Source organism: Trinickia camelliae (assembly GCF_053525655.1).
The window spans coordinates 1-23,723 of record NZ_JBCHAA010000021.1 but is presented as its reverse complement, the minus strand read 5'-3'; the positions used below and the strand labels follow the sequence as shown (position 1 = coordinate 23,723).

Here is a 23,723-nt window from a genome sequence, read left to right as displayed (position 1 = left end):
ACTAGAATGTTCGCTTTCTCCTGATTCTACGGGTATTTACGCGTGCCTAGCCGCGCGTTTTCCGGTCGATTTCGTCGAGTTTTACTATACAATCGGCCGAACCAGAATCGACAGAATCGGAGACGATGGCGACCACCATTCGCGACGTCGCACGGGCGGCGAGCGTATCGATCGGCACCGTATCGCGGGCGCTGAAAAACCAGCCGGGCTTATCGGAAGCGACGCGTCTGCGCGTCGTCGAGGCCGCGCGGCGCCTCGGCTACGACCAGGCGCAGCTGCGCCCGCGCATCCGGCGCCTCACCTTTCTTCTGCATCGCCAGCACAACAACGTCGCGGCGAGCCCGTTCTTTTCGCACGTGCTGCACGGCGTCGAGCACGCGTGCCGCGAGCGCGGCATCGTGCCGTCGCTGCTGACGGCGGGTCCGACCGACGACATCGTCGATCAATTGCGCCTGCATGCGCCCGATGCGATCGCGGTGGCCGGCTTCGTCGAACCGGAAACGCTCGCGGCGCTCGTCGCGCTGCAACGTCCGCTCGTCCTGATCGACCTGTGGGCGCCGAACCTGCGCTCAGTGAATCTCGACAACGCCGCGGGCGCCGCGCTCGCGATGCAGCACCTGTTCGGACTGAAGCGCACGCGCGTCGCCTTCATCGGCGGGTCGCTCGCGCACTACAGCATCGCGCAGCGCGCGCTCGGCTACCGGCGCGCGTTCTTCGAAGCGGGTCTCCTGTTCGATCCGTCGCTCGAAGTCACCATCGACGCCGGGCTCGATCCCGACGCCGGCGCCGCGCGCGCGATGCATCGCCTGCTCGACGCGCCCGGCCCCGCGCCCGATGCCGTGTTCGCCTACAACGACGCCGCCGCGCTCGCCGCGATGCGGGTGTGCCTCGCGCGCGGCCTCTCCGTGCCGCACGACATCGCGATCGTCGGTTTCGACGACATCCCCGCCGCCGCGCATTCCGCGCCGCCGCTCACTACGATCTCCGTGGACAAGGAAGCGCTCGGCGCACGCGGCGTCGAGCTGCTGCTCGAAGAAGCGCCGGCCGAACTCGAAGTGCGGCTGCCCGTGCAGTTGGTCCCGCGCGCGAGCACCGCCCTCCCGCTCGACACGTTCAACACCGCCAGCACCCTCTTGGGAATCACGACACCATGACGAAGCTGCCTAATCACGCAAAATCGCAGGCCCGCGCCGTTCTCGCCACCGTGCACACGAACGAAGCGGTGCCGCCCGTCGACGACTTCCGCGACCGCGCGTTCCTGCTCTCGCACGTCGAGGACACGTTGCGCTTCTACGCCCCGACCGTGTTCGATCCGTCCGGCGGCTTCTACCATTTCTTCAAGGACGACGGCTCGGTCTACGACCGCACGACGCGCCACCTCGTCAGCAGCTGCCGCTTCGTCTTCAACTACGCGATGGCGTACCGCCATTTCGGCGACACGCAGCACCTCGACTACGCGCGCCACGGCCTCAAGTTCCTGCGCGACGCGCACTGGGACGCCGACAATCAAGGCTACGACTGGGAAATCGAGTGGCGCGACGGCAGGAAGCGCACGCTCGACGGCACGCGCCACTGCTACGGCCTCGCGTTCGTGCTGCTCGCCGCTTCGCACGCGGTGATGGCGGGCATCGAGGAAGCGCGTCCGCTCGTGGCGCAGACGTTCGAGCTCATGGAGCACCGCTTCTGGGACCGCGCCGCCGGCCTCTACGCCGACGAAGCGACGGCGGACTGGCACGTGTCGGGTTATCGCGGCCAGAACGCGAACATGCACACGACTGAGGCGCTCCTCGCGGCCTACGAAGCGACGGGCCACCTCGTCTATCTGGACCGCGCGGAACGCGTCGCGACCAACATCACGATGCGCCAGGCGCAGCTTTCGCACAGTCTCGTCTGGGAGCATTTCCACGCGGACTGGTCGGTCGACTGGCACTACAACGAAGAGGACAGCTCGAACATCTTCCGCCCGTGGGGCTTCCAGCCCGGGCACCAGACGGAATGGGCGAAGCTGCTCTTGATCCTCGAGCGCCATCGCGCGCTGCCCTGGCTGCTGCCGCGTGCGATCGAACTGTTCGACGCCGCGCTCACCCACGCCTGGGACGACGACCACGGCGGCCTGTGCTACGGCTTCGGCCCGGACGGCACCGTCTGCGATCACGACAAGTACTTCTGGGTGCAGGCCGAAACGTTCGCCGCCGCCGCGCTGCTCGCGCAGCGCACCGGCAGCGAGCGCTTCTGGGACTGGTACGAGGAGATCTGGCGCTATAGCTGGGCGCATTTCGTCGACCATCGCCACGGCGCGTGGTATCGCATCCTCACGTGCGACAACCGCAAGTACAGCGACGAAAAGAGCCCCGCGGGCAAGACCGACTATCACACGATGGGAGCGTGCTACGAGGTGCTGAACGCGCTGTCGCCGCTCGCGCACGCCGCGGCGAACTCGGGTGCGGGTGCGGATGCGGCCGCCGGCGTCACCGCTGCCGCCGCGGTCGAACGCGCCGCCGAATCTTCAAAGCACGCGACCGAACACGCCGCCGCGCACGCGGCGAAATCGGCCCGCAAGCCCGCTCACAAATCCAACAGCCACAGCAAGCCGCGAGAAGCATCATGACCGCCCCGACCGATTTTCCGCTCTTCGTCTCCGCCGGCGACATCCTGACCGACCTCGTACGCACCGGCGATTCACACTGGCTGTCGCGTCCGGGCGGCGCGGGCTGGAACGTCGCGCGCGCGGTGGCGCGGCTCGGCATTCCGACGGCGAGCGTCGGTTCGCTCGGCACCGACTACTTCTCCGACGAGCTCTGGAACGCGAGCATCGCCGCCGGCCTCGACATGCGCTTCCTGCAGCGCGTCAACCGGCCGCCGCTCTTGGCGATCGTCCACGAGACGCATCCGCCGACCTACTTCTTCATGGGCGAAAACGGCGCCGATCTCGCGTTCGACCCCGAACTGCTGCCGGAAGGCTGGATGAAGGCGGCGCGGTGGGCGCACTTCGGCTGCATCAGCCTCGTGCGTCAGCCGCTCGGCGCCACGCTCGCGACGCTCGCCGCCGATCTGCGCGCGCACGGCGTGAAGATCAGCTTCGATCCGAACTACCGCAACCTGATGGAAACGGGCTACCGCCCGACGCTGGAAACGATGGCGGCGCTCGCCGACCTCATCAAAGTCTCCGACGAAGACCTGCGCCTCATCTTCAAGACCGACGAAGCCGATGCGCTCGCGCAACTGCGCGCGATGAATCCGGCGGCGATGGTGCTCGTCACGCGCGGCTCGGAAACCGCGACGCTCTTCGCCGGCGGCGAGACGATCGAGGCGAAGCCGCCGCGCGTCGAGGTAGCCGATACGGTGGGCGCGGGCGACGCGTCGATCGGCGGTTTCCTGTTCAGCCTGATGCAATCGCCGCAGCGCAGCTACGCCGAGCATCTGGCGTTCGCGCTGGCCGCGGGCGCGGCGGCATGCCGCCATTCCGGCGCCCATTCGCCGACGCTCGACGAGGTGGTTTCGCTGCTGACCGATTAGAGCCGTTTTTTGCTCGAAAAACCGTGTTCGGACCGTGCGCCGGCCGACACGGTAAGTTCGCAAAGCGCGTGCTAGGATGAAATTTCCCTCTCTAGCGGAGCGCGCATTATGGACGACGTCACCTACACCAAGGGAATCTACACGGCGACCGCAACGGCGCGTCCGCTGGACGGCGGGCAATTCCAGGGCGTCGTATCGCTCGAGCGCGACGACCCGGACGACCCTGAAAACATGGTCTACGAAGTGGAATCGACGAGCGCCAGCGAACAGGAAGCACTCGACGAAGCCAAGGCGCTCGCGCACCGCATTCTCGGCGAGATCGAACTGTAGGCACACGACGCGGCTCTAAAAAAACAACAGCCCTGATCGATCGACGGTGCGCTTTGCATGGGGCAGAGGTGATGAAAATGGCCGAACAACTCTTTCTCTACGGGGTGTATTCGATCCACGTTCGCCCGCTCGAACTGCAGGGCGCGCGCTGGGACGCCGAATACGAAATCCGTCACCGCGACCATCCGGTGCAAAAGTGGACGACGGTCGGCGGCGACAGTGGCTACGCGGACGAAGCGGCGGCGGTCGATGCCGCGCACAAGCAAGCGGTCGCCGATATCGACCACGGCGCCGGCGTGCCGAAACCGCGCTCGTTTCCGTGAGCGGCGCGGCAGGCGCCCAGCCGCTCGAGAGCGGCAACGCGTGCCGGAACTTGCGGCGGCCATAACCCAGTAAGCAGGTAAATCAGCGAAACGGCGCAAGCCGGGCCGAAAGCGGCCTTGCTCAGTACTGCTGTGGACAAAAAAGCGCGAGCGGCGTGCTACGCTGCGAAGGATAAGAACTCGTGCGCTTACCGCCCATGTCAACCCGATCCCCCTGGACCTCCGACGCCAAACCCGAACCCGAGCGGCACGTCCCCCGCGGTCGCAAGCTCACCACCAGTTCGGGCACCGTAATCGCGCACGGCATGCCGGCGCGCGCGTGGTTCGATCTCTACCATCGCGCGCTGAACCTGAACTGGCCGACTTTCTTCGGCGCGCTCGCCGCCATGTTCCTGATCTTGAACATGGTGTTCGCAAGCCTCTACATGCTCGGCACCGACCCGATCGCGAATCAGTATCCGAAAGGTTTCCCGGGCGCGTTCTTCTTCAGCGTCGAGACGCTCGCGACGGTCGGCTACGGCGACATGCATCCGCAGACTTACTACGCGCACACGATCGCCACGCTTGAAATCTTCACGGGGATGTCGGGGATCGCGCTTGCCACCGGCCTCATATTCGCCCGTTTCTCGAGACCACGCGCCAAGATCATCTTCGCGCGCCACACCGTGGTGCGGCCGTACGACGGCCGGATGACGCTGATGGTGCGCGCCGCCAACGCGCGGCAGAACGTGATCGCGGAGGCGCACGCGAAGCTGCGGCTCGTGCGCCGCGAAACGACGCCCGAAGGCGACACGTTATGGCGCATCCGCGATCTCGACCTGGTGCGCGATCAGCATCCGATCTTCCTGCTCGGGTGGCTGCTCGTGCACGTGATCGACGAGACCAGCCCGCTCTTCGGGGAGACAGCCGAAACGCTCGCGCAATCCGACGCGTCGTTCATGGTGATGATCGAGGGCTCCGACGAAACCACTGCGCAGACGATGCAAGCACGCTACGAGTGGTCGCACACCGACGTCCTCTGGCACCATCGCTTCGCCGACCTGCTGCACGACGACGAGCAGGGCGTCACGCACATCGACTACACGAACTTCGACAAGGTCGTGCCGATCGAGGAGCCCGGGAAGGAGCCGACGCTGGAGGCGGTTCAGTCCGGCGCGCGGCCTTGCTGATCCTGGCTAGTGCGGTTTGGGGTGCGCCGCGATTTCGCGCTCTTCGATCGCCCATGCCCGCGCATAGCCTTCGCGGGCGTGCGCCCTCGCAACGTAGTCGCCGAACTTCCCGGCGGGGTCGAACAGCTTCGCCATGATGCCGATCTGCAGCGTGCTGGCCAGCAGCAGGTCCGCCGCGCTGAAGCGCTCGCCGAGCAGCCACGGCCCTTCGTCGAGCGCGCTTTCGATCGCGTGGGTGACGCGCTCCAGGTCGCCCCAGCCAAAGCTGAACGTATTACCGGCGGCGCCGGTGATGCGCTCGGCCATCGCGGGCTCGACGCAGCCGGGCGTGAAGAACATCCACTGCAGGAAGCGCCCGCGCAGCGGGTCGCCGAACGGTGCTCCGACCCTGGCTTCGGGGAATTTGTCGGCGAGATAAAGGAGCACCGCGCCCGATTCGGCGACGCGCATGCCGTCGTCGTCGAGCGCGGGCAGCTTCGTCATCGGATTGACGCCGCGAAACGCGCTCGAACCCTGCTCGCCCGCGCGGATGTTCACGTACGCCAGTTCGTACGCCGCACCGATCTCTTCGAGCATCCACAGCGCGCGGAACGCGCGGGTTTTCGGCCAGTAGTACAGCTTCATGAGCGGGCTCCGAATCCGGGTTCGAAGTCGGTAGCGTAGCGCAAGGAACGCCGCGCGCGGTTAGAAATTCTCGCGCTTATCGATCCAATGATTATCGCCACCAGTCATATTCACTCAGAAAGCGAATCCATAGAAACGCGTTTAGCGGTGCCTTAAAAAGCGCCGCCATCAGCAGATCGTGTGAAATGGGTTCAGGCTCACGCATATTCCACTGAAGGCCGCACGCTTTAAATGAGCACTGGCCTCGAATCTTGAATCCGATCTTCTGGACAGCGGCTTCCGGCTCGGGTGCTGAAAATACCACCACCGACAAACGGCTCGTTTAAGTTTTTGCTCGATTCTGCCGCAATATTCTATTAGAGACAGCGACTCCATTCTCGCCGACCCGAGCCCTTCCAGCGCATATTCTGATTGGCAATAACGCGCATTCCATTGCGGCATACACGATTTTCAAAATTCACCAAGAAAATGCCCTCAGCGGATCTCAGACACTCTGAATTTCCCTGAATCGACGCCTCCTAGCGCTTGCCCAGCGGACCTCCGGCGGCCTTCCCCCAAGCGCCGCGACGGCCGCAAACCGTTATCTCGAAACGGTCCGCCAGCATCTCATAACAATTCCGATTCGTTGATAACTATTGCCTGGCGATATACCCCACCGACGCCCATACTTCATTCCGTCGATCCGATCTAAACAAAACTTGGCTCCGGATCAAACAGTTAGGAAACACCGATATAAGCAACGGAGTTTCAACAAGCAGGGTTTCGGAAAACATCCCGAATAAAACAAAACCTGCCAATTCCAGCACCGGTGTATGTCCATTACCTTTAATGAGAGATGACCATGAAGATAATGAAAACCATGCAGCGCGTGCCAGGCGGGATGATGGTTATTCCGATGCTGGCTGCGGCGGTGCTGAATACCTTCTGCCCGCAACTGTTGAGAATCGGCGGATTTACCGAGCACCTGTTTGTAAAGGGCGCCTCACCGCTCGTGGCTCTGTATCTGCTGTGCGCCTGCGCCAGCATTAATGTCCGGCAGGTGGGCTTGCCGCTGAAAAAGGGTCTGGTTCTGTTCCTGGCCAAAGTGGGCTCCGGCCTCATCATCGGCTTCGGCGTGGCTCATCTGTTCGGCGCGCACGGCATCCTGGGTCTCACCCCGCTCGCCATCATTCCTGCGCTGACCGCCACGAACGGCGGCATGTACGGCGGGATCGTCAGCGAAATCGGCGACAGCAGCGACCTGGGCGCGCTCGCTCCGGTCCTGCTCGGAGACAGCCCGTTCTTCACGCTGCTCGCACTGGGCGCATCGGGAATGATGAAGGTTCCGTACGTCGCGCTGATTGCAGTCGTCTTGCCGATGTTCGTGGGCTTCGCGCTCGGCAACCTCGACGAAGACTTCAAGAAGCTGCTGACCGGTGCGCAAGGCTTCCTGGTGCCGTTCTTCGCCTGGGCTCTCGGCATGAACATGGATTTGCACCAGCTGCTCCACGCCGGCTTCCAAGGGATTCTGCTTGGCGCGGTGACCCTCGTCGTCGGTGCGTCGCTCGGCTTCCTCGGCTACCGCGTGTTCTTCAAGACCGCCAAGCCTGCTGTAGGCGCCGCGGTGGCAACGACCGGCGGCCTGTCGGTGGCGTTCCCGGCACTCGTCGCGCAGATCGACCCGTCGCTGCAATCGCTCGTCCCGGCCGCCAGCGCCCAGATTTCATCCGCAGTGATTTTTACCGCGATTTTCTGCCCGCTCCTCGTTTCGCTGCTCAACAAGCTCGAGGAAAAGAAGAACTCGGCAGTCGCGATCCCTGTAACCGAACAGATTTAAAGAGGTTTCTACCATGAACACGAATTCGATTATTGCCCTGAAGATCAAGGCCGTTGACAGCGTGGCGACCGTACTGGAAGACGTAGAGGCAGGCGACGCCATCACCGTGAAGGACAAGGCTGGCGCCACCTCCGACCTGCAGGCCCTCGAGGCCATCCCGTTCGGCCACAAGATCGCGACGCGCCAAATTGAACAAGGCGAAGAAATTCTGAAGTACGGCGAAAGCCTGGGCATTGCGACCTGCACGATCCCGGCTGGCTCCTGGGTGCATATCCAGAACATTGAAAGCCAATACGGCCGCGGCGACCAAGGCGATTTCACCAAGGTCTCCCACACCCGCCAATCGCGCTATTAATCAATTATTAAAGGAGAGTCATCATGAGCACCCAATCCCAATACACCTGGTACGGCTATCGTCGCCAAAACGGCCAAATCGGTTCCCGCAACATCGTCGCGATCATCCCCGCCACCGTCTGCGTAACCGAAATCGCCCAAGCCATCGTCTACAACACGCAAATGACCAAGGCGCTGCTGCACCACTGCGGCTGCTGCCAGCTAATGCCGGATCTGGAACTGGTCACGGACACGCTCTCGCAACTCGGCTCGCACCCGAACGTCGGCGCCGCACTGGTCATCAGCCTCGGCTGCGAAGGCTCCAACGCCGATGAAATCGCCACTCGGATCGCCGCCACCGGCCGTCCGGTCGAAAAGATCGTCATGCAAGAACTCGGCGGCACGAGCGCCACGATCCACGCCGGCATCGACATCGTCCAAAAGATGGCCATCGCGATCTCGGCGCAGCAACGCAGCGAAGCGACCCTCGACGAAGTCGTCATGGGCATCAAGTGCGGCTCGTCCGACACGACCTCGGGCCTGTCGTCGAACATGGTGATCGGCCAGATGACGGACCAGATCGTCGATGCGCTCGGCACGGTGATCTTCGGCGAAACGACCGAATTCATGGGCGCCGAACACATCCTGGCCCGCCGCGGCCGCACGCCGGAAGTCGGCCAACGCATCTATGAAATCGTCGATGCGATGGAAAAGCGCGCGATGGCGATTGGCGTCGACATGCGCAACGGCCAGCCGACCCCGGGCAACATCAAGGGTGGTCTGTCGACGATTGAAGAAAAATCGCTCGGCGCGATCAACAAGTCGGGCTCGCGCACGATCGAAGGCGTGATCGAGTATCAAGACCTGGTGCCGGGCAAGGGCCTCTGGATCAAGGACTCCCCGGGCTTCGAACCGGAAATCCTGACGGGCATCGCCGCCTCGGGCGCTCAAGCGATGGTCTTCTCGACCGGCCGCGGCGCACCGCAAGGCTTCCCGATCATGCCGGTCATCAAGATCTGCGGCAACCCGCGCACGTATCAGACCCTGTCGCACGACATGGACGTCGACGCCGGCCAGATCATCCTCGGCAACAAGTCGCTCGACGAAGTCACGGAAGAATGCCTGCAAAAGCTGATGCGCGTGCTGTCCGGTGAGCTGACGAAGTCGGAAGCCATCAACTACAACCGCACGATGGACATCCACACGCGCGGCCCGAAGATCTAAACCCGAACGCATCCTGAAAGAAAACTCTCCTCGCGCAAGCGATTCAGCCCCGAGCAATCGGGGCTTTTTTTTGTGCACGTCCGGTGCGAGTGACCGTGGCATGCGCAACTCAAAAATAGGGCGCATCAATTCCGCATATCATCGCGCGCCCGAAATTTTAAAAACACGTTTTCGCGGCAGCCGATCTCGATAAGCCGGCGCCGCGAAAACTCACTCGTCAAGGAAAGGTCTGCTAATGAAGTTCACCACGCGAATGAAATGCATCGCTGCCGCCACGCTGTACCTCACCGCAGCCGGCGCGGCTCACGCGCAAAGCAGCGTGACGCTGTACGGCCTCATCGAAAACGGCATCGATTTCGCGAGCAACGCCAATGGCGGCCACCTCTATCAAATGGCGAGCGGCGTCTCGGCCGGCAGCCGCTGGGGCGTGAAGGGCCAGGAAGATCTGGGCGGCGGCGTGACCGCGATCTTCAGGCTCGAAAGCGGATTCAACGCGACGAACGGCAACCTCGGCAGCGGCCTCGCGTTTTCGCGCAACGCGTATGTCGGTCTGTCCAGCAAGACGGCAGGCACGCTGACGCTCGGCCGGCAATGGGACCCGGTCGTCGACCTCGTCGAACCGTATTCGCTGAACTACGCGTATGGCGGCTGGTACTTCGCGCACCCGAACGACATGGACAACATGGACAACGGCTTTCCGATCCAGAACGCCGTGAAGTACACGAGCCCCACCATCGGCGGCTTCACCGGCGAAGCGCTGTATGCGTTCGGCGGCCAGGCCGGGCAGTTTTCCACCAACGCGATCTGGAGCGCTGCGGGAGCCTATACGAATGGACCGTTCTCGGCAGGCGTCGGCTATTTGCACATCAACACGCCGCAGACGGCCGTTCAGGGCTACCAAAACGGCGGCGGCTTCGTGAATGCGGTGTACGGCAACTACCTCGTCAACGCTCGCAGCCAGGACATTCTCGCGGCCGGCGCGTCCTACCAGCTCGGTAAGGTCAAGCTGATGGGCAACTTCACGAACGTCAATTTCCAGCGCGGCGATGCCGGGCAGGACGTCAAGTTCCAGAACTACGAAATCGCCGGCATCTACACCCTGACGGACCAGTGGAGCTTCGGCGGCGGCTACACGTACACCGACGGCAAGAATCACGCGACCGGCCAGGAGCCGAAATATCAGCAACTCAATCTGGTGGCGCAGTACGATCTGTCGAAGCGCACCTCGCTCTATGCCTTGACTGCCCTCCAGCGAGCAAGCGGCGGCACGCTAGCGCAGATCGCGGGCTTCAGTCCGTCGACGAACGGCAAGCAGGCGGTTGGGCGCGTGGCGATTCGGCATTCGTTCTGATATCGCGTCGCGCTCTCACGTGCGTCGCTGCGCTTGCGGCGGCGCACAAAAGTAGTTACCACTCAAGCTATCGAAACATTCGAGAACAATCTACTCGCCAACGGCGCAACGATAACGAGATAGCAAAAATCTTCCCTTATTGCCGCTGAAAAATAGAGTCTCCGCGGACACGACGCCGCACGTCCGCCCCATCCGCCCACGCCCGCCGGCTTTCCAGCGGATGGCACAAGAACTGGAGACTCCCCCACATGACCGCCCGCCCGCCGTCGCTCGACACGCCTGCCCTGTCGGACTACCGCCTCACCGATAACCTCACCGCCACGCGCGGCCGCATTTTCCTGACCGGTACTCAGGCCCTCGTGCGCTTGATGCTCGCGCAGCGCGCGCTCGACAAAACGCGCGGCTTGAACACGGCCGGCTTCGTGTCCGGCTATCGCGGCTCGCCGCTCGGCATGGTCGATCAGCAGATGTGGAAGGCGAAAAAGCTGCTCGTCGCGAGCGACGTGCGCTTCCTCCCCGCGATCAACGAAGAACTCGGCGGCACGGCCGTGCTCGGCACGCAGCGCGTCGAGTCCGATAGCGAGAAGACCGTCGATGGCGTGTTTGCGATGTGGTACGGCAAGGGCCCGGGCGTCGACCGCGCCGCCGATGCGTTGAAACACGGCAACGCCTACGGCTCGTCGCCGCACGGCGGCGTGCTCGTGGTGGCGGGCGACGATCACGGCTGCGTGTCGTCGTCGATGCCGCATCAGAGCGACTTCACGATGATGTCGTGGCACATGCCGGTGGTGAATCCGTCGAACATCTCCGACATGCTCGAGTTCGGTCTCTACGGCTGGGCGCTGTCGCGCTTTTCGGGCGCGTGGGTTGGATTCAAGGCGATCTCGGAGACGGTGGAATCGGGCTCGACGGTCGATCTCGACGCACTGAAAACCGACTGGACCGATCCCGACGATTTCCAAACGCCCGCCGGCGGCCTGCACAACCGCTGGCCCGATCTGCCGAGCCTCACGATCGAATCGCGTCTGCACGCGAAGCTCGATGCCGTGCGCCGCTTCGCGCGCACCAACAGCATCGACAAATGGATCGCGCCGAGCCCCCAGGCGAACGTCGGCATCATCACCTGCGGCAAGGCGCACCTCGATTTGATGGAAGCGCTGCGCCGGCTCGATTTGAGCGTCGCCGATCTCGAAGCGGCCGGCGTGCGGATCTACAAGGTCGGCCTGTCGTTTCCTTTGGAGATGACGCGCATTGACACCTTCATCGAGGGCCTGAGCGAAGTGCTCGTGATCGAAGAGAAAGGTCCGGTCATCGAGCAGCAGATCAAGGACTATCTCTACAACCGCAGCACGGGCGCACGCCCCGCGGTGATCGGCAAGCACGACGCCGATGGCACGCTGCTGCTGTCGGATCTCGGCGAACTGCGTCCGTCGCGGATCCTGCCGGTGTTCGCGAACTGGCTCGCGCGCCACAAGCCCGCCCTCGATCGGCGCGAGCGCGTGGTCGATCTGGTCGCGCCGCAAATCCTCTCGAACGCCGCCGACGCGGTGCGCCGCACGCCCTACTTCTGCTCGGGCTGCCCGCACAACACGTCGACGAAAGTGCCGGAAGGCTCGATCGCGCAGGCGGGCATCGGCTGCCACTTCATGGCGTCGTGGATGGAGCGCGATACGACGGGCCTCATCCAGATGGGCGGCGAAGGCGTCGATTGGGCCTCGCACTCGATGTTCACGAAAACGCGCCACGTCTTCCAGAATCTCGGCGACGGCACCTATTTCCACTCGGGCATTCTCGCGATCCGCCAAGCGGTCGCGGCGCGCACGAACATCACCTACAAGATCCTCTACAACGATGCGGTCGCGATGACGGGCGGGCAGCCCGTCGACGGCAGCATCTCGGTGCCGCAGATCGCTCGGCAGGTCGAGGCCGAAGGCGTGTCGCGCTTCGTGGTGGTCAGCGACGAGCCCGAGAAATACGACGGCCATCACGGCCTCTTTCCGAACGGCACGACGTTCCACCATCGCAGCGAACTCGATACGGTGCAGCGCCAGTTGCGCGAAATCGAAGGCGTCACGGTCCTGATCTACGACCAGACCTGCGCCGCAGAAAAACGCCGCCGCCGCAAGAAAGGCGAGTTCCCCGATCCGGACAAGCGTCTCTTCATCAACGAGGAAGTCTGCGAGGGATGCGGCGATTGCGGCGTGCAGTCGAACTGCTTGTCGGTGGAGCCGGTCGAGACGCCGCTTGGCCGCAAGCGCCGCATCGATCAATCGTCGTGCAACAAGGACTTTTCTTGCGTGAACGGCTTCTGCCCGAGCTTCGTGACGATCGAAGGCGGCAAGCTCAAGAAGGCCGTGGGCGCCGCGTTCGATGAAGCGGCACTCGCTGCGCGCGTCGACGCGCTACCGATCCCGGCCACGCATCTCGACGCCGCGCCGTACGACATCCTCGTCACGGGCGTGGGCGGCACGGGCGTCGTGACGGTCGGCGCGCTGATCAGCATGGCGGCGCACCTCGAAGGCAAGAGCGCTTCCGTGCTCGACTTCATGGGCTTCGCGCAGAAAGGCGGATCGGTGCTGTCGTTCGTGCGCTTCGCGGCGCGCGACGAATGGCTGAACCAAGTTCGTATCGACACGCAGCAGGCCGACGTGCTGCTCGCCTGCGACATGGTGGTGGGCGCGAGCGCCGAAGCGCTGCAATCGGTGCGGCACGGCCGCACGCGGATCGTCGTCAACACGCACGCGATTCCGAACGCGTCGTTCGTGCAGAACCCCGATGCGAGCCTGCACGCCGACGCGCTCATCGACAAGATGCGCCACGCCGCCGGCGAGGACTTCATGTCGGCCTGCGACGCGCAGAAGCTCGCGACCAAGTTCCTCGGCGACACGATCGGCGCGAACATCCTGATGCTCGGCTTCGCGTGGCAGTTGGGGCTCGTGCCGGTATCGCACGCGGCGATGATGCGTGCGATCGAGCTGAACAATGTCGCGGTGCCGATGAATCAGCTTGCGTTCGCGGTGGGGCGGCTTGCTGCGGGTGATCCGGCTGGACTCGATGCGCTGTGGGCGGCTCGTCATGCGGCTAAGCCTACGGCTTCGGCGGCAGCAGTGGCGGTCGAATCGCTCGATGCGCTGATCGCCGATCGCGAAGCGCGTCTCGCGGCGTACGGCGGTGCGCGTTACGTCACGCGTTATCGCGCACTGGTTGACGCGGCGCGGCGTGCTGAAGCGGGCATCGGCGGCGAGCGCGTCTCCCGTGCCGTGGCGACGACGTTCTACCGTTTGCTCGCGGTGAAGGACGAATACGAAGTCGCGCGCCTGCACACGGACGCGGCATTCCGCGAAGCGCTCGAAGCGCAATTCGAAGGCACGGCGGGCAAGGACTTCACGGTGAAGTTCAACCTCGCGCCGCCGACCATCGCCAAGCCCGAGCACGGCAGCGTGCCGCGCAAGCGCGAGTTTGGCCAGTGGTTCTGGCCGGTGCTCGGCACGCTCGCGAAATGGCGCGGGCTGCGCGGCACGGCGCTCGATCCGTTCGGCCGCACGGTCGAGCGGCGCATGGAGCGCGCGCTGGCCGACGACTACGAGGCGACGATGGGGCGTGCGTTCACGGTGTTGAACGCAGCCAATGCCGACGATGTCGCGAAGCTCGCCGACCTGCATGCACGTGTGCGTGGCTATGGGCACGTGAAGCTCGCGAACCTTGCGGGCGTGAAGCGCAGCGAGCGCGATCTTGCGGTGAAGCTTGGCGTCGATGTGGCGACGAGCCGTGACGTGCAGAAGGCGCTCGATGAAGCGAAGGGCGCGGGGACGTTGCGGGGGATTCCGGTTGTGGTGGCGAAGTAAAGATAGCGGCTTGCCTGCGGCGGCGAGGCTATTGCTTCGCGCCGCGGGTTGCTGTTCATTGACAAGCACCAAACATTTGATCGGACATTTGGAAGACAATTTGCCTCCCTAAGCACATCACGGACCGATCACCATGCCCAACAGCAACAAGCCAGACACTTACCCGATTTCTGCAAAAGAGTGCGAAACGATCTGCGAAAAACTCGAGGATTTCGAATTGGCTGAGATCGTCAGGGAGCGCAGCGGCGAACAAGCCGTGAGCGTGAAACTTGAGGATCTATGAACTGAAGTTCTTACCGTCTGCACTAAAGGAGTGGGAAAGACTCGGCAGAACCGCGCGCGAGCGGAATGCGGCGTATGGCGTCGCGATCAAACGGCTCAATTACATGAACTGCTTCGGCATCATGCCCCCGCACTTCCCCCCAAATACGCCGCCCTCACCCGGCTATCCTGCGCCAGTTCCTGCGACGGCCCGGATAGCGCAATCTTCCCGCTCTCCAGCACATAAGCCCGCGAAGCAATCCTAAGCGCCTGCCGCGCGTTCTGCTCCACGACAAGAATCGCCGTCCCCTCGCTTTGAATCTTCGCGATCATCGCGAAGATCGCGCGCACGAGCTTCGGCGCGAGCCCCATCGACGGCTCATCGAGCACCACGAGCCGCGGCTTGACCATCAGCGCGCGCGCAATCGCGAGCATCTGCTGCTCGCCGCCGCTCAAAGTCCCGGCGAGTTGGTCGTGCCGCTCGCGAAGCCGCGGAAACGTTTCGAACATCATCTCCAAGCGCGCTTCGATCGAACCCGCCTCACGCCGGATCAAATAGCCGCCGAGCCGCAGATTCTCCTCGACCGTCAACGCCCCGAACATGCGCCGCCCCTCCGGCACATGCCCGAGCCCGAGCGCGACGATGCGGTGCGCGGGCAAGTCGTTGAGCGAGTGCCCGTCCATCGTGATCTGCCCGGCGCGCGCGCGGACCAGCCCCGAAATCGCACGCAGCGTCGTGGTCTTGCCCGCTCCGTTGCTGCCGAGCAGCGCGACGATCTCCCCCGCGCCCACTTCGAGCGAAATGCCGTGCAGCACCTCGACCTTCCCGTAGCTCACGTGCAGATCGCGGATCTCTAGGAGTCCCACAGCGATGCCTCCCCGGCTTTGCCGTCCTCCGCTTCTTCGTCTTTTTCCGCAGTGCCGAGATACGCGTCGATCACGCGCGGGTCGGCTTGGATCTCGGCCGGTTTGCCCTCGGCGATGATCACGCCGTGGTCCATCACGATGATGCGGTCGGACACGCCCATCACGAGCATCATGTCGTGCTCGATCAGAACGACGGTTACGCCGTAGTCGCGAATCCGATGTATCAGCTCCATCAGCGATTGCTTCTCGGTGGGGTTCATGCCGGCGGCCGGTTCGTCGAGCAGCAGCAATCGCGGGTTGCTCGCGAGCGCCCGCGCGATCTCGAGCCGCCGCTGATCGCCATAGGGCAAGTCGGCCGCGCGCTCGCCGGCCCGCGCGCGCAGGCCGACGAAATCGAGCCAGCGCAGCCCGTCCGCCGCGTGGCTGGCCGCTTCGGTGCGCGCGAACGGCAGCGCCAAGAGCTCGGCGACGATCGGCGCCTTGAAGCGATGGTCCATGCCGACGAGCACGTTTTCGAACGCGGTCATCTGGCCGAAGAGCCGAATGCCCTGGAACGTGCGCGCGATGCCGCGATGAACGATCCGATGCGGCGCGCCGCCCGCGAGCGGCGCGCCACGCCAGAGCACTTGACCACTCGTCAGACGGATCACGCCGGTGAGGCAGTTGAACATGGTCGTCTTGCCCGCTCCGTTCGGCCCGATGACGCTCAGGATTTCGCCGCCCTTCACGGTGAAGCTCACGCCGCCCACCGCCAGCACGCCGCCGAAGCGCTTGGTCATATCGCTCACGTCGAGCAGCGTCTCGCCAGCGGCGATCTCGCGCGGCGTTGGCGCGGGCGCGGGCGTGGACGCTGCGTCGCCGAGCGCGATTTGCTTCGGCGGCGCGACGCGGCGCAATGCGGCCGGCCACAGCCCTTGCGGCCGCAGCAGCATCAGGATCACGAGCCCGATCGCAAAACCAAAGATCCGCCACAGCGATAGAAACCGCAGCATTTCAGGCAGGCCCGCCACGATGACCGCGCCGATCAGCACGCCAGGAATGCTGCCGCGCCCGCCGAGCACGACGATGATCAGGATCGTGACCGACTGCAGATAGGTGAAGCCGGTCGGATCAATGGTGCCGAAGCGCGCCGCAAAGAGGCTGCCGCCCAGTCCGCCGATCAGCGCGCCCATCACATAGGCCAGCAATTTGGTGCGCAACGTCGGCACGCCGACCGCCTCCGCCGCGGCCTCGTCCTCGCGGATGCTGGTCCACGCTCGGCCGAGCCGCGATTGTCCGAGCCGGATCGCGAACACGAGCACGCATCCCGCGAACACGATCCCGAGCTCATACACCGCGCGCGGCGACGCGATCTCGTAGCCGAACAGCTTCGGCGGCTCGATGCCGTAGATGCCGTTCGGCCCGCCGGTGATGTCGAGATTGGTCGCGATGATGCGCACGATCTCGCCGAAACCCAGCGTGACGATCGCGAGATAGTCGCTGCGCAAACGCAATGTCGGATAGCCGATCACGATCCCCGACGCGCCCGCGAACACAATCGAAAACGGCAGCGTCTCCCAGAACGAGAAATGCAGCAGCGTTTCCATCAGTGCCGTGGTGTACGCGCCGATCGCGAAGAACGCGGCATAGCCGAGGTCCAGCAGCCCCGCATAGCCAACGACGATATTGAGCCCGAGCCCAAGGATCGAGTACGTGAGGATCGTGAGGCCGACATCGACGATGTAGTTGCTGGCAATCACCGGCAGCGCGGCCGCCGCGGCAAACAGCGCCACGCCGATCGAACCGCGCTTGTAAGCGGAAGCGGTGACGGAGCTCATGGCCTACATTCTCTCGACGACGCGCTCGCCGAACAGCCCGGTCGGCTTCACGACGAGCACGGCGATCAGCACGCCGAACACGAACACGTCGGTCCACTGCGACGACACATAGCCCGCTCCGAACGCTTCGAGCAGCCCGATCAGGATGCCGCCCGCCATCGCCCCCGGAATGTTGCCGATGCCGCCGAGCACCGCCGCCGTGAACGCGCGCAGCCCCAGCACGAAGCCCATGAAGAAATTGATCTGCGTGTAGTAGAGCCCTTCCATCACGCCGGCCACTGCCGCCAGCATCGAGCCGAGGAAGAACGTCAGCTGAATCATCCGTTCGACGTCGATGCCCATCAGGCGCGCCGCGTCCTGATCGATGGCGAGCGCGCGCATCGCGGTGCCGATGAACGTGTGGTGAACGAAGAAATAGAGCGCCAGCATCAGCGCGATGCTGCAAACGACGATGCCGATCTGCGCATAGGTGATCTGAACGCCGTCGAGGAAGAATCCGGTCTGCGTGAGCAGATGCGGATAGGTCTTGAAGCCTGGGCCGAACATCAGGAGCACGCCATTCTCGAGCGCGAGCGAAACCCCAAGCGCCGTGATCAGGATCGACAGCCGCGGCGCGCGTAACAGCGGCTGATACGCGAGCCGCTCGATCGCGAGCCCGAGCAGGCCGGTCGCAAGCATCGCCGCGAGCAGGGCAAGCGCGAGCGCCAGCACCCACGGCATATGCGAGGCCGCGAGCGCCGACAACGCGGTCCAGCCGATGAATGCGCCGACCATGAACAAGTCGCCATGCGCGAAGTTGATCAGACGGATGATCCCGTAGACCATCGTGTAGCCGAGGGCGACGAGCGCGTAGAACGAGCCGATCGTCAGCCCCTCGACGACGTACTGAAAGAAGGTGCTCATGTGCCGGTGCGGCTCAAGCGGCTGTCCCTCCTACTTCATCGCCGTCCACTTCCCGCTCGCGCTCAACGACTGGTACGGCACGAACTCATCGTTCTTGACGATCACCGTGACGTACACCGCGCGGCTGCGGTCGCCCTTCGGGTTGAAGCCGATCGAGCCGGTCACGCCCTTGTAGTCGGTGATCTTGTGCAACGCAGCGGTGATCGCGGCGGGGCTTGTCGATTTCGCGTCCGCGATCGCTTTCGCGGTCACGCCGACGGCATCGTACTCGTAGACCGAGTACGGTCCCGGCCCTTGTCCGTATGTCTTCGTGTAGTCGTCGACGTAGCCGTGCGCCGTGGACAGGAACTGCGCGAGCGGCGCCGTCGTGATGATCATGCCCTCGGCCGCGGGGCCGGCGGTCTTGAAGAGCGTCGGGTCGTTGTTGGCGTCGCCGCCCATGAACGTCGCCTTATAGCCCAGCTGCCGCGCCTCCTTCACCATCAGCCCGCCTTCCGCGAAATAGCCGGTGTAGTAGATGACGTCGGGGTTCAGCGAGTTGACGCGCGTGAGCGTCGGCGAATAGTCCATCTGCCCCGGCGTGATCGAGTTCGCGTAGACCACGTCCACCCCTTGGCTCTTCAACGCCGACACCGTGTTCTGCGCGAGGCCCTTCGAGTAGGTCGTGTTGTCATCGATCACGGCCACCTTCTTCGCGTGCAGGAAGTTCTTCATGAAGCCGGCGGCGAACGGCCCTTGCTCGTCGTCGCGGCCGATCGTGCGGAACACGTTGTCCCAGCCCATCTCAGTCAACTGAGGATTGGTCGACGCATCGAGCACATAGGGAATTCCCGAGCGGTGAAATGCGGTGAGCTCCGGCAGCGCGGCGCTCGAGCAATAACCACCCGCCACAGCGACAACGCCCGCGTCGACGAGTTTCTGCGCCGCTTGCACCGCCGTCTGCGCGTCGCAGGCATCGTCTTCGGGAACCAGCTCGATCTGCTTGCCGAGCACGCCGCCCGCCGCGTTGATCTTCGCGGCGGCGAGCTTGGCGCCGTTCACGATATCCTGGCCGGCGTTCGCCGAGCTGCCCGAGAGAGGCACCGGCACACCGATCTTGATCGTGTCGCCCTGGCTCTGCGCGACGCCCGGCGCGAGGCCGGCCGCCACCGTCAAGGCGACGAGCGGCGCGAGCGCGAGCGGCCGCAACACCAGTTTCTTCGCGCGACGCGCGCCAACATTTCCTGTGGTCATTTCGTTTCTCCTTGTTTTAAGAAGGATCGGCGCGTTTCGGGCGAGGAGGGTCGGGGGGCCGGCCATCCGGGGCCGGCCATCCGGGATGGGCTGCCATGAAGCGCTCGCTTCATCATAGGTCTCGTTCCCCCCAAATATGAAGGAAGTGGAAACACGTACGGCCCGCAGCGACCCATGCTCGCTGAGCGTGCGGGTTTTTCAAGGCCTTCACCGTGCGTCATCCCACAGTGCGAGCGGGCGCCTGAAGGACGGCGCGTTCCGTACTATCCTGGGATCAGGCCGGCTTGCTTCGACGCCAACGATAAACGTCACTCGAGCTGGCATGGAGACGCTTCAATGAAGACGATCGTGCTGGGCGGAGGAATCGTCGGGGTCACGTCCGCCTATTTCCTGGCGAAAGCGGGCGACGAAGTCACCGTCGTCGACCGGCGCGCGGGCGTCGCGCTCGAGACGAGTTTCGCCAATGCGGGCCTCGTCGCGCCCGGCCATTCGTACACCTGGGCGTCGCCGCGCGCGCCGAAGATCATGCTCAAGTCGCTGTTCCAGGAGGGTCAGGCGCTGCGCCTGAAGCTCACGGCCGACTGGCACATGTGGGCCTGGTGCTGGCTCTTCCTGCAAAACTGCACCGAGGAGCGCGCGCGCCTGAACACCTCGCGTAAGGTGCGGCTGTGCCGCTATTCGCAAGCGCAGCTCCACGCGCTTACGGCCGCCGAACAGTTGGATTACGAGCGCATCAGCCGCGGTCTGCTCTATCTCTATCGCGACGAAGCCGCGTTCGCGAGCGGTATCGCGCATATGTCGGTCCTCACCGAAAACGGCCTGCCGCTCGAAACGCTCACCCCGCAGGACGCGATCGCCAAGGAGCCCGCGCTCGCCTCCGCCCGCGACGAGCTGGCCGGCGCCATCTACTGCCCGACCGATGAAAGCGGCGACGCGTATCTGTTCACGAAGGCGCTCTATGAACGCTGTGTGGCGCTCGGCGTGACGTTCCAGTTCAACACCGACATCCAGCGTGCGAGCGCGAGCGCCGACCACATCGATCGGATCGAGACCTCGCGTGGTCCGATCAAAGGCGACCGCTTCGTGCTTGCGCTCGGCTCCTACTCGCCTTTTCTCGGACGCACGCTCGGCTACCGGATACCGGTGTATCCGGTGAAGGGCTACTCGGTGACGCTGCCCGTCGAGAGCGGGCACACGCCGCCCGATCTCGGCGGCGTCGATGAGAAGAACCTCGTCGCCTGGGCGCGTTTCGGCAACCGCCTGCGGTTTACCGCGACGGCGGAGTTCGCGGGCTACGACACGCGGCACAAGCCGGCCGATTTCACGCACATGCTGGCCGCCGCGCGCGGGCTCTTTCCGAACGGCGCGGATTACAGCCGCCCGTCGTACTGGGCGGGCTTGAGGCCAATGACGCCGGAAGGCACGCCGATCATCGGCGCGACTCGCCACCGCAACCTTTTCATCAACACCGGTCACGGACACATGGGCTGGACGATGTCGTGCGGCACCGCGCGCTTGCTCGCCGACATCATGCAAGGCCGCACGCCCGAGCTGGATATGACGGGACTCACATTGAAATGAGCACAACCGACGTTTCCGACGACTACCTGCATCTGAATTTCACACTCGACGCAGGCACGGGGCAGCGCGCATCGATCGGCTTGATCGTGCTCGCGACGGACAACACGATCGAGTACGAGTGGCGCAAGTGGCTTGCGCTCGAAGGCGTCGCGGTCTATGAAAGCCGCGTTGCGAGCCCGGCGCAGATCACACCCGAGACGCTCGTCGAGATGGACGGCCGCATCGGCCCCGGCACCGAGGTGATCCGGCCGGGGCAGCGGCTCGACGTGGTGGCGTTCGGCTGCACGTCGGCATCGATGGTGCTCGGCGAGGAAACGGTGTTCGCGCGCATCCGCGAAGTGAGGCCCGGCGTGGCGTGCACGACGCCGATCACGGCGGCGCGCGCCGGTCTGGAAGCGCTCGGCACGCGCAAGATTGCGCTACTGACACCGTACGTGCGCCGGATCAACGACGCGATGCGCGACTATCTGCAGGCACGCGGCCTCGAAGTCGTACGGATGGGTTCGTTCGAGCACAGCGACGACAACGAAGTTGCGCGCATCGATGCCGAGTCGATCCGGCGCGCGATCCTCACGCTCGGCGAGCGTGCCGATGTCGAAGCGGTGTTTGTTTCGTGCACGAGCCTGCGGATCGCGGATGCCGTCACTGACATCGAGACGGAACTCGGCAAGCCGGTGACGTCGAGCAATCACGCGATGGCCCGGCACGCGCTGCGGCTCGCGGGTGTTGCGGATGCGCTGCCGCAGTTCGGACGGTTGTTCGCGGTTTAGTTTGGCCGCGCTGCCCACGGGCGCCTGAGCTCGCGCCATGCGTGCGCGTCAATTAGCGCGGGGGTAATTGCTCTAACCACTCACGTCCGACAATCTGCTCAGTATTCGCTCAAATTTGTCATATCCGCTCATTTCAACTAATATCCGCTCAAATTCGAGCAGATACTGAGCAGATAAATGAGCAGATTGACCCCAGCAGCCGTCCTCGACGCCATCCAACGCCTAGCCCATGCGGGCCAGCTCGAGGTTTCCTCTACCGACGTCATGCACGCTACGCATGGCAGCTCCGCCACTGTCCGGCGCCATCTGGATGTGCTGTGCGCCAGTGGGCAGCTCACGCGTAGCGGCCAGGCGCGAGCAACCCGCTACCGGCTGGTTGATGTAGCTGCGACCGTCCGGACCGCCACCCCGGAGGAGCCTTCCGCCGGCCCGTACCCAGAGTGGTCACCCGCCGCCGTTGAACTCGGCCGCAAACTTGAGATGCCCTTGGCTGCGCGCGACCCGGTTACCTACCGGCGCGGATTTGTCGAAGACTACGTGCCCAATAAGACTTGGCTGATGCCACAAGACCTGGCCGACGAGCTCTATCGAGGCGGTCGCCTGCGCGAACAACAGCCGGCGGGAACCTACGCGCGCAAGGTGCTGGAGCAACTGCTCATCGACCTGTCCTGGTCGTCATCTCGTTTGGAGGGCAACCGCTATACCTTGTTGGCGACCGAAGACTTGTTCAAGCGCGGGACCGCCGGCAACGACGCCGATGCGGTGATGCTGCTCAACCACAAAGCGGCCATCGAGTTTCTGGTCGATGCAGTACCGTTGCAGGGCCTCTCGACAGCGCTCATCCGAAACCTGCATGCAGTGCTCATGCAGGACCTTCTTGCGGATACCGATGCGCTGGGCGTTATCCGCAAGAAGTTGGTCAACATCAGTGACACCGTCTACGTGCCGACTCAAGTGCCGACCGTGCTCGAGGAGATGCTGGAGACCATCCTGGCCAAGGCCAAGCTCATCAAGAATCCGGTGGAGGCCGCCTTCTTCCTGTGGGTGAATCTGGCGTACCTGCAGCCATTCGAGGATGGCAACAAGCGCACCAGTCGCCTGGCAGCAAACATCCCGCTGATGCTCTATAACTGCTCGCCGTTGTCCTTCCTGGACGTCGCCCCTAACGACTACGCCCAGGCGATGCTGGGCGTGTACGAATTCCTGGATGTCTCGCGCGCGGTGGACCTGTTCGCCTGGACCTATCGGCGCTCGATGAAGAAGTATGTCGTCGTGATGGAGTCCATGGGCGCCCCGAACCCTCTGAGACTGCGATACCGGGAGCAGTTGACCGAGGCCATTGGCCTAGTGGTTCGTGACAGAAAATCTGCGCAGGCCGCGGTGGCGGAGTTGGGGCTCGCCGAGGACCAGGCGCCGGGCTTCCATGCAATGCTGCTCGATGAGTTGAAGAAGCTCGAGGTATTCAACTGCGCGCGGTACCGGCTGACGCTGACCGCAACGCAGGCCTGGATTGACGTTAACCGGCCTCACTGAGCGCGATAGTCGTTCCGGACGCGTTCAAGCAAGCGGTCCTGGAATCGCCAGCCTCAAACACTCGCACGCCACGGTTTGACCCTCGTGCGCCAGCCTGAAACACTCGCGCCCCACGGTTTGATCCTCGCGCGTCAACCTCAAACCCTCGCGCCCCACGGTTTGATCCTCGCGCATCTGAATCGCCCCGGCCCCAGTAGACACCTGCAAGCCTCAAACTAGAGGTTAGA

20 protein-coding genes are annotated in these 23,723 nt (G+C 64.1%); 15 read left to right on the top strand and 5 right to left on the bottom strand.

The features are described from left to right. Positions 1-125 precede the first annotated feature (125 nt). The 6 genes from AAHK20_RS28605 (at position 126) to AAHK20_RS28580 (ending at position 5,338) form a co-directional block, all read left to right on the top strand. Positions 126-1,154: a LacI family DNA-binding transcriptional regulator gene (locus AAHK20_RS28605; protein WP_449184865.1), complete on the top strand. Its 1,029-nt coding sequence runs from the start codon at positions 126-128 to the stop codon at positions 1,152-1,154. Then, positions 1,151-2,608, top strand: a complete 1,458-nt coding sequence (locus AAHK20_RS28600) for an AGE family epimerase/isomerase (protein ID WP_449184864.1) — start codon at positions 1,151-1,153, stop codon at positions 2,606-2,608. Before AAHK20_RS28605 ends, AAHK20_RS28600 begins: the two co-directional genes overlap by 4 nt. Beyond that, entirely contained in the window at positions 2,605-3,516 is a 912-nt protein-coding gene (locus AAHK20_RS28595; protein ID WP_449184863.1) for a carbohydrate kinase family protein, read from the top strand. The genes AAHK20_RS28600 and AAHK20_RS28595 overlap by 4 nt, the downstream gene beginning before the upstream one ends. Positions 3,517-3,624: 108 nt before the next feature. Beyond that, on the top strand, positions 3,625-3,846 hold the full coding sequence (locus tag AAHK20_RS28590) for a hypothetical protein (protein WP_449184862.1): 222 nt from the start codon (positions 3,625-3,627) through the stop codon (positions 3,844-3,846). Between the two features lie 77 nt (positions 3,847-3,923). Then, positions 3,924-4,169: a hypothetical protein gene (locus AAHK20_RS28585; protein ID WP_449184861.1), complete on the top strand. Its 246-nt coding sequence runs from the start codon at positions 3,924-3,926 to the stop codon at positions 4,167-4,169. 197 nt (positions 4,170-4,366) lie between these two features. Continuing rightward, positions 4,367-5,338: an ion channel gene (locus tag AAHK20_RS28580; RefSeq protein WP_449184860.1), complete on the top strand. Its 972-nt coding sequence runs from the start codon at positions 4,367-4,369 to the stop codon at positions 5,336-5,338. 6 nt (positions 5,339-5,344) lie between these two features. On the opposite strand, the gene AAHK20_RS28575 is transcribed toward AAHK20_RS28580, so the two are convergent. Further along, positions 5,345-5,962, bottom strand: coding sequence for a glutathione S-transferase family protein (locus tag AAHK20_RS28575; protein WP_449184859.1), 618 nt, complete (start codon positions 5,960-5,962; stop codon positions 5,345-5,347). A gap of 850 nt (positions 5,963-6,812) precedes the next feature. On the opposite strand from AAHK20_RS28575, the gene AAHK20_RS28570 reads away from it, so the two are divergent. The 6 genes from AAHK20_RS28570 (at position 6,813) to AAHK20_RS28545 (ending at position 14,814) form a co-directional block, all read left to right on the top strand. After that, positions 6,813-7,778, top strand: a complete 966-nt coding sequence (locus AAHK20_RS28570) for a 2-keto-3-deoxygluconate permease (RefSeq protein WP_449184858.1) — start codon at positions 6,813-6,815, stop codon at positions 7,776-7,778. Between the two features lie 13 nt (positions 7,779-7,791). Further along, on the top strand, positions 7,792-8,133 hold the full coding sequence (locus AAHK20_RS28565) for a UxaA family hydrolase (RefSeq protein ID WP_449184857.1): 342 nt from the start codon (positions 7,792-7,794) through the stop codon (positions 8,131-8,133). A gap of 23 nt (positions 8,134-8,156) precedes the next feature. Beyond that, positions 8,157-9,335, top strand: coding sequence for a UxaA family hydrolase (locus tag AAHK20_RS28560; RefSeq protein WP_449184856.1), 1,179 nt, complete (start codon positions 8,157-8,159; stop codon positions 9,333-9,335). 253 nt (positions 9,336-9,588) lie between these two features. Beyond that, on the top strand, positions 9,589-10,686 hold the full coding sequence (locus AAHK20_RS28555) for a porin (RefSeq protein ID WP_498063350.1): 1,098 nt from the start codon (positions 9,589-9,591) through the stop codon (positions 10,684-10,686). A gap of 248 nt (positions 10,687-10,934) precedes the next feature. Continuing rightward, positions 10,935-14,531: an indolepyruvate ferredoxin oxidoreductase family protein gene (locus AAHK20_RS28550; protein WP_449184854.1), complete on the top strand. Its 3,597-nt coding sequence runs from the start codon at positions 10,935-10,937 to the stop codon at positions 14,529-14,531. A 133-nt stretch (positions 14,532-14,664) separates the two neighbouring features. Then, on the top strand, positions 14,665-14,814 hold the full coding sequence (locus AAHK20_RS28545; RefSeq protein ID WP_449184853.1) for a hypothetical protein: 150 nt from the start codon (positions 14,665-14,667) through the stop codon (positions 14,812-14,814). A gap of 119 nt (positions 14,815-14,933) precedes the next feature. On the opposite strand, the gene AAHK20_RS28540 is transcribed toward AAHK20_RS28545, so the two are convergent. The 4 genes from AAHK20_RS28540 to AAHK20_RS28525 are packed head-to-tail and all read right to left on the bottom strand — an operon-like array spanning position 14,934 to position 19,612. Beyond that, a complete protein-coding gene (locus AAHK20_RS28540) occupies positions 14,934-15,659 on the bottom strand; it encodes an ABC transporter ATP-binding protein (RefSeq protein WP_449184852.1) in 726 nt (241 codons plus the stop codon). Further along, positions 15,647-17,476 (bottom strand): branched-chain amino acid ABC transporter ATP-binding protein/permease, encoded by a 1,830-nt coding sequence (locus AAHK20_RS28535; RefSeq protein ID WP_449184851.1) that lies wholly within the window; start codon positions 17,474-17,476, stop codon positions 15,647-15,649. Before AAHK20_RS28535 ends, AAHK20_RS28540 begins: the two co-directional genes overlap by 13 nt. 3 nt (positions 17,477-17,479) lie before the next feature. Continuing rightward, entirely contained in the window at positions 17,480-18,379 is a 900-nt protein-coding gene (locus AAHK20_RS28530; RefSeq protein WP_449184850.1) for a branched-chain amino acid ABC transporter permease, read from the bottom strand. A gap of 30 nt (positions 18,380-18,409) precedes the next feature. After that, positions 18,410-19,612 carry a branched-chain amino acid ABC transporter substrate-binding protein gene (locus tag AAHK20_RS28525; protein WP_449184849.1) on the bottom strand — a complete coding sequence of 401 codons (1,203 nt, stop codon included), beginning with the start codon at positions 19,610-19,612 and terminating at the stop codon, positions 18,410-18,412. 336 nt (positions 19,613-19,948) lie between these two features. Here AAHK20_RS28525 and AAHK20_RS28520 point away from each other — a divergent pair, with 336 nt between their 5' ends. The 3 genes from AAHK20_RS28520 to AAHK20_RS28510 all read left to right on the top strand — a co-directional run bounded on the left by AAHK20_RS28520 (position 19,949) and on the right by AAHK20_RS28510 (position 23,496). After that, positions 19,949-21,193 carry a D-amino acid dehydrogenase gene (locus tag AAHK20_RS28520; protein ID WP_449184848.1) on the top strand — a complete coding sequence of 415 codons (1,245 nt, stop codon included), beginning with the start codon at positions 19,949-19,951 and terminating at the stop codon, positions 21,191-21,193. After that, positions 21,190-21,963: a maleate cis-trans isomerase family protein gene (locus AAHK20_RS28515; RefSeq protein ID WP_449184847.1), complete on the top strand. Its 774-nt coding sequence runs from the start codon at positions 21,190-21,192 to the stop codon at positions 21,961-21,963. The genes AAHK20_RS28520 and AAHK20_RS28515 overlap by 4 nt, the downstream gene beginning before the upstream one ends. Positions 21,964-22,140: 177 nt before the next feature. Beyond that, entirely contained in the window at positions 22,141-23,496 is a 1,356-nt protein-coding gene (locus AAHK20_RS28510) for a Fic family protein (RefSeq protein ID WP_449184846.1), read from the top strand. The last annotated feature ends 227 nt before the right edge of the window (positions 23,497-23,723 follow it).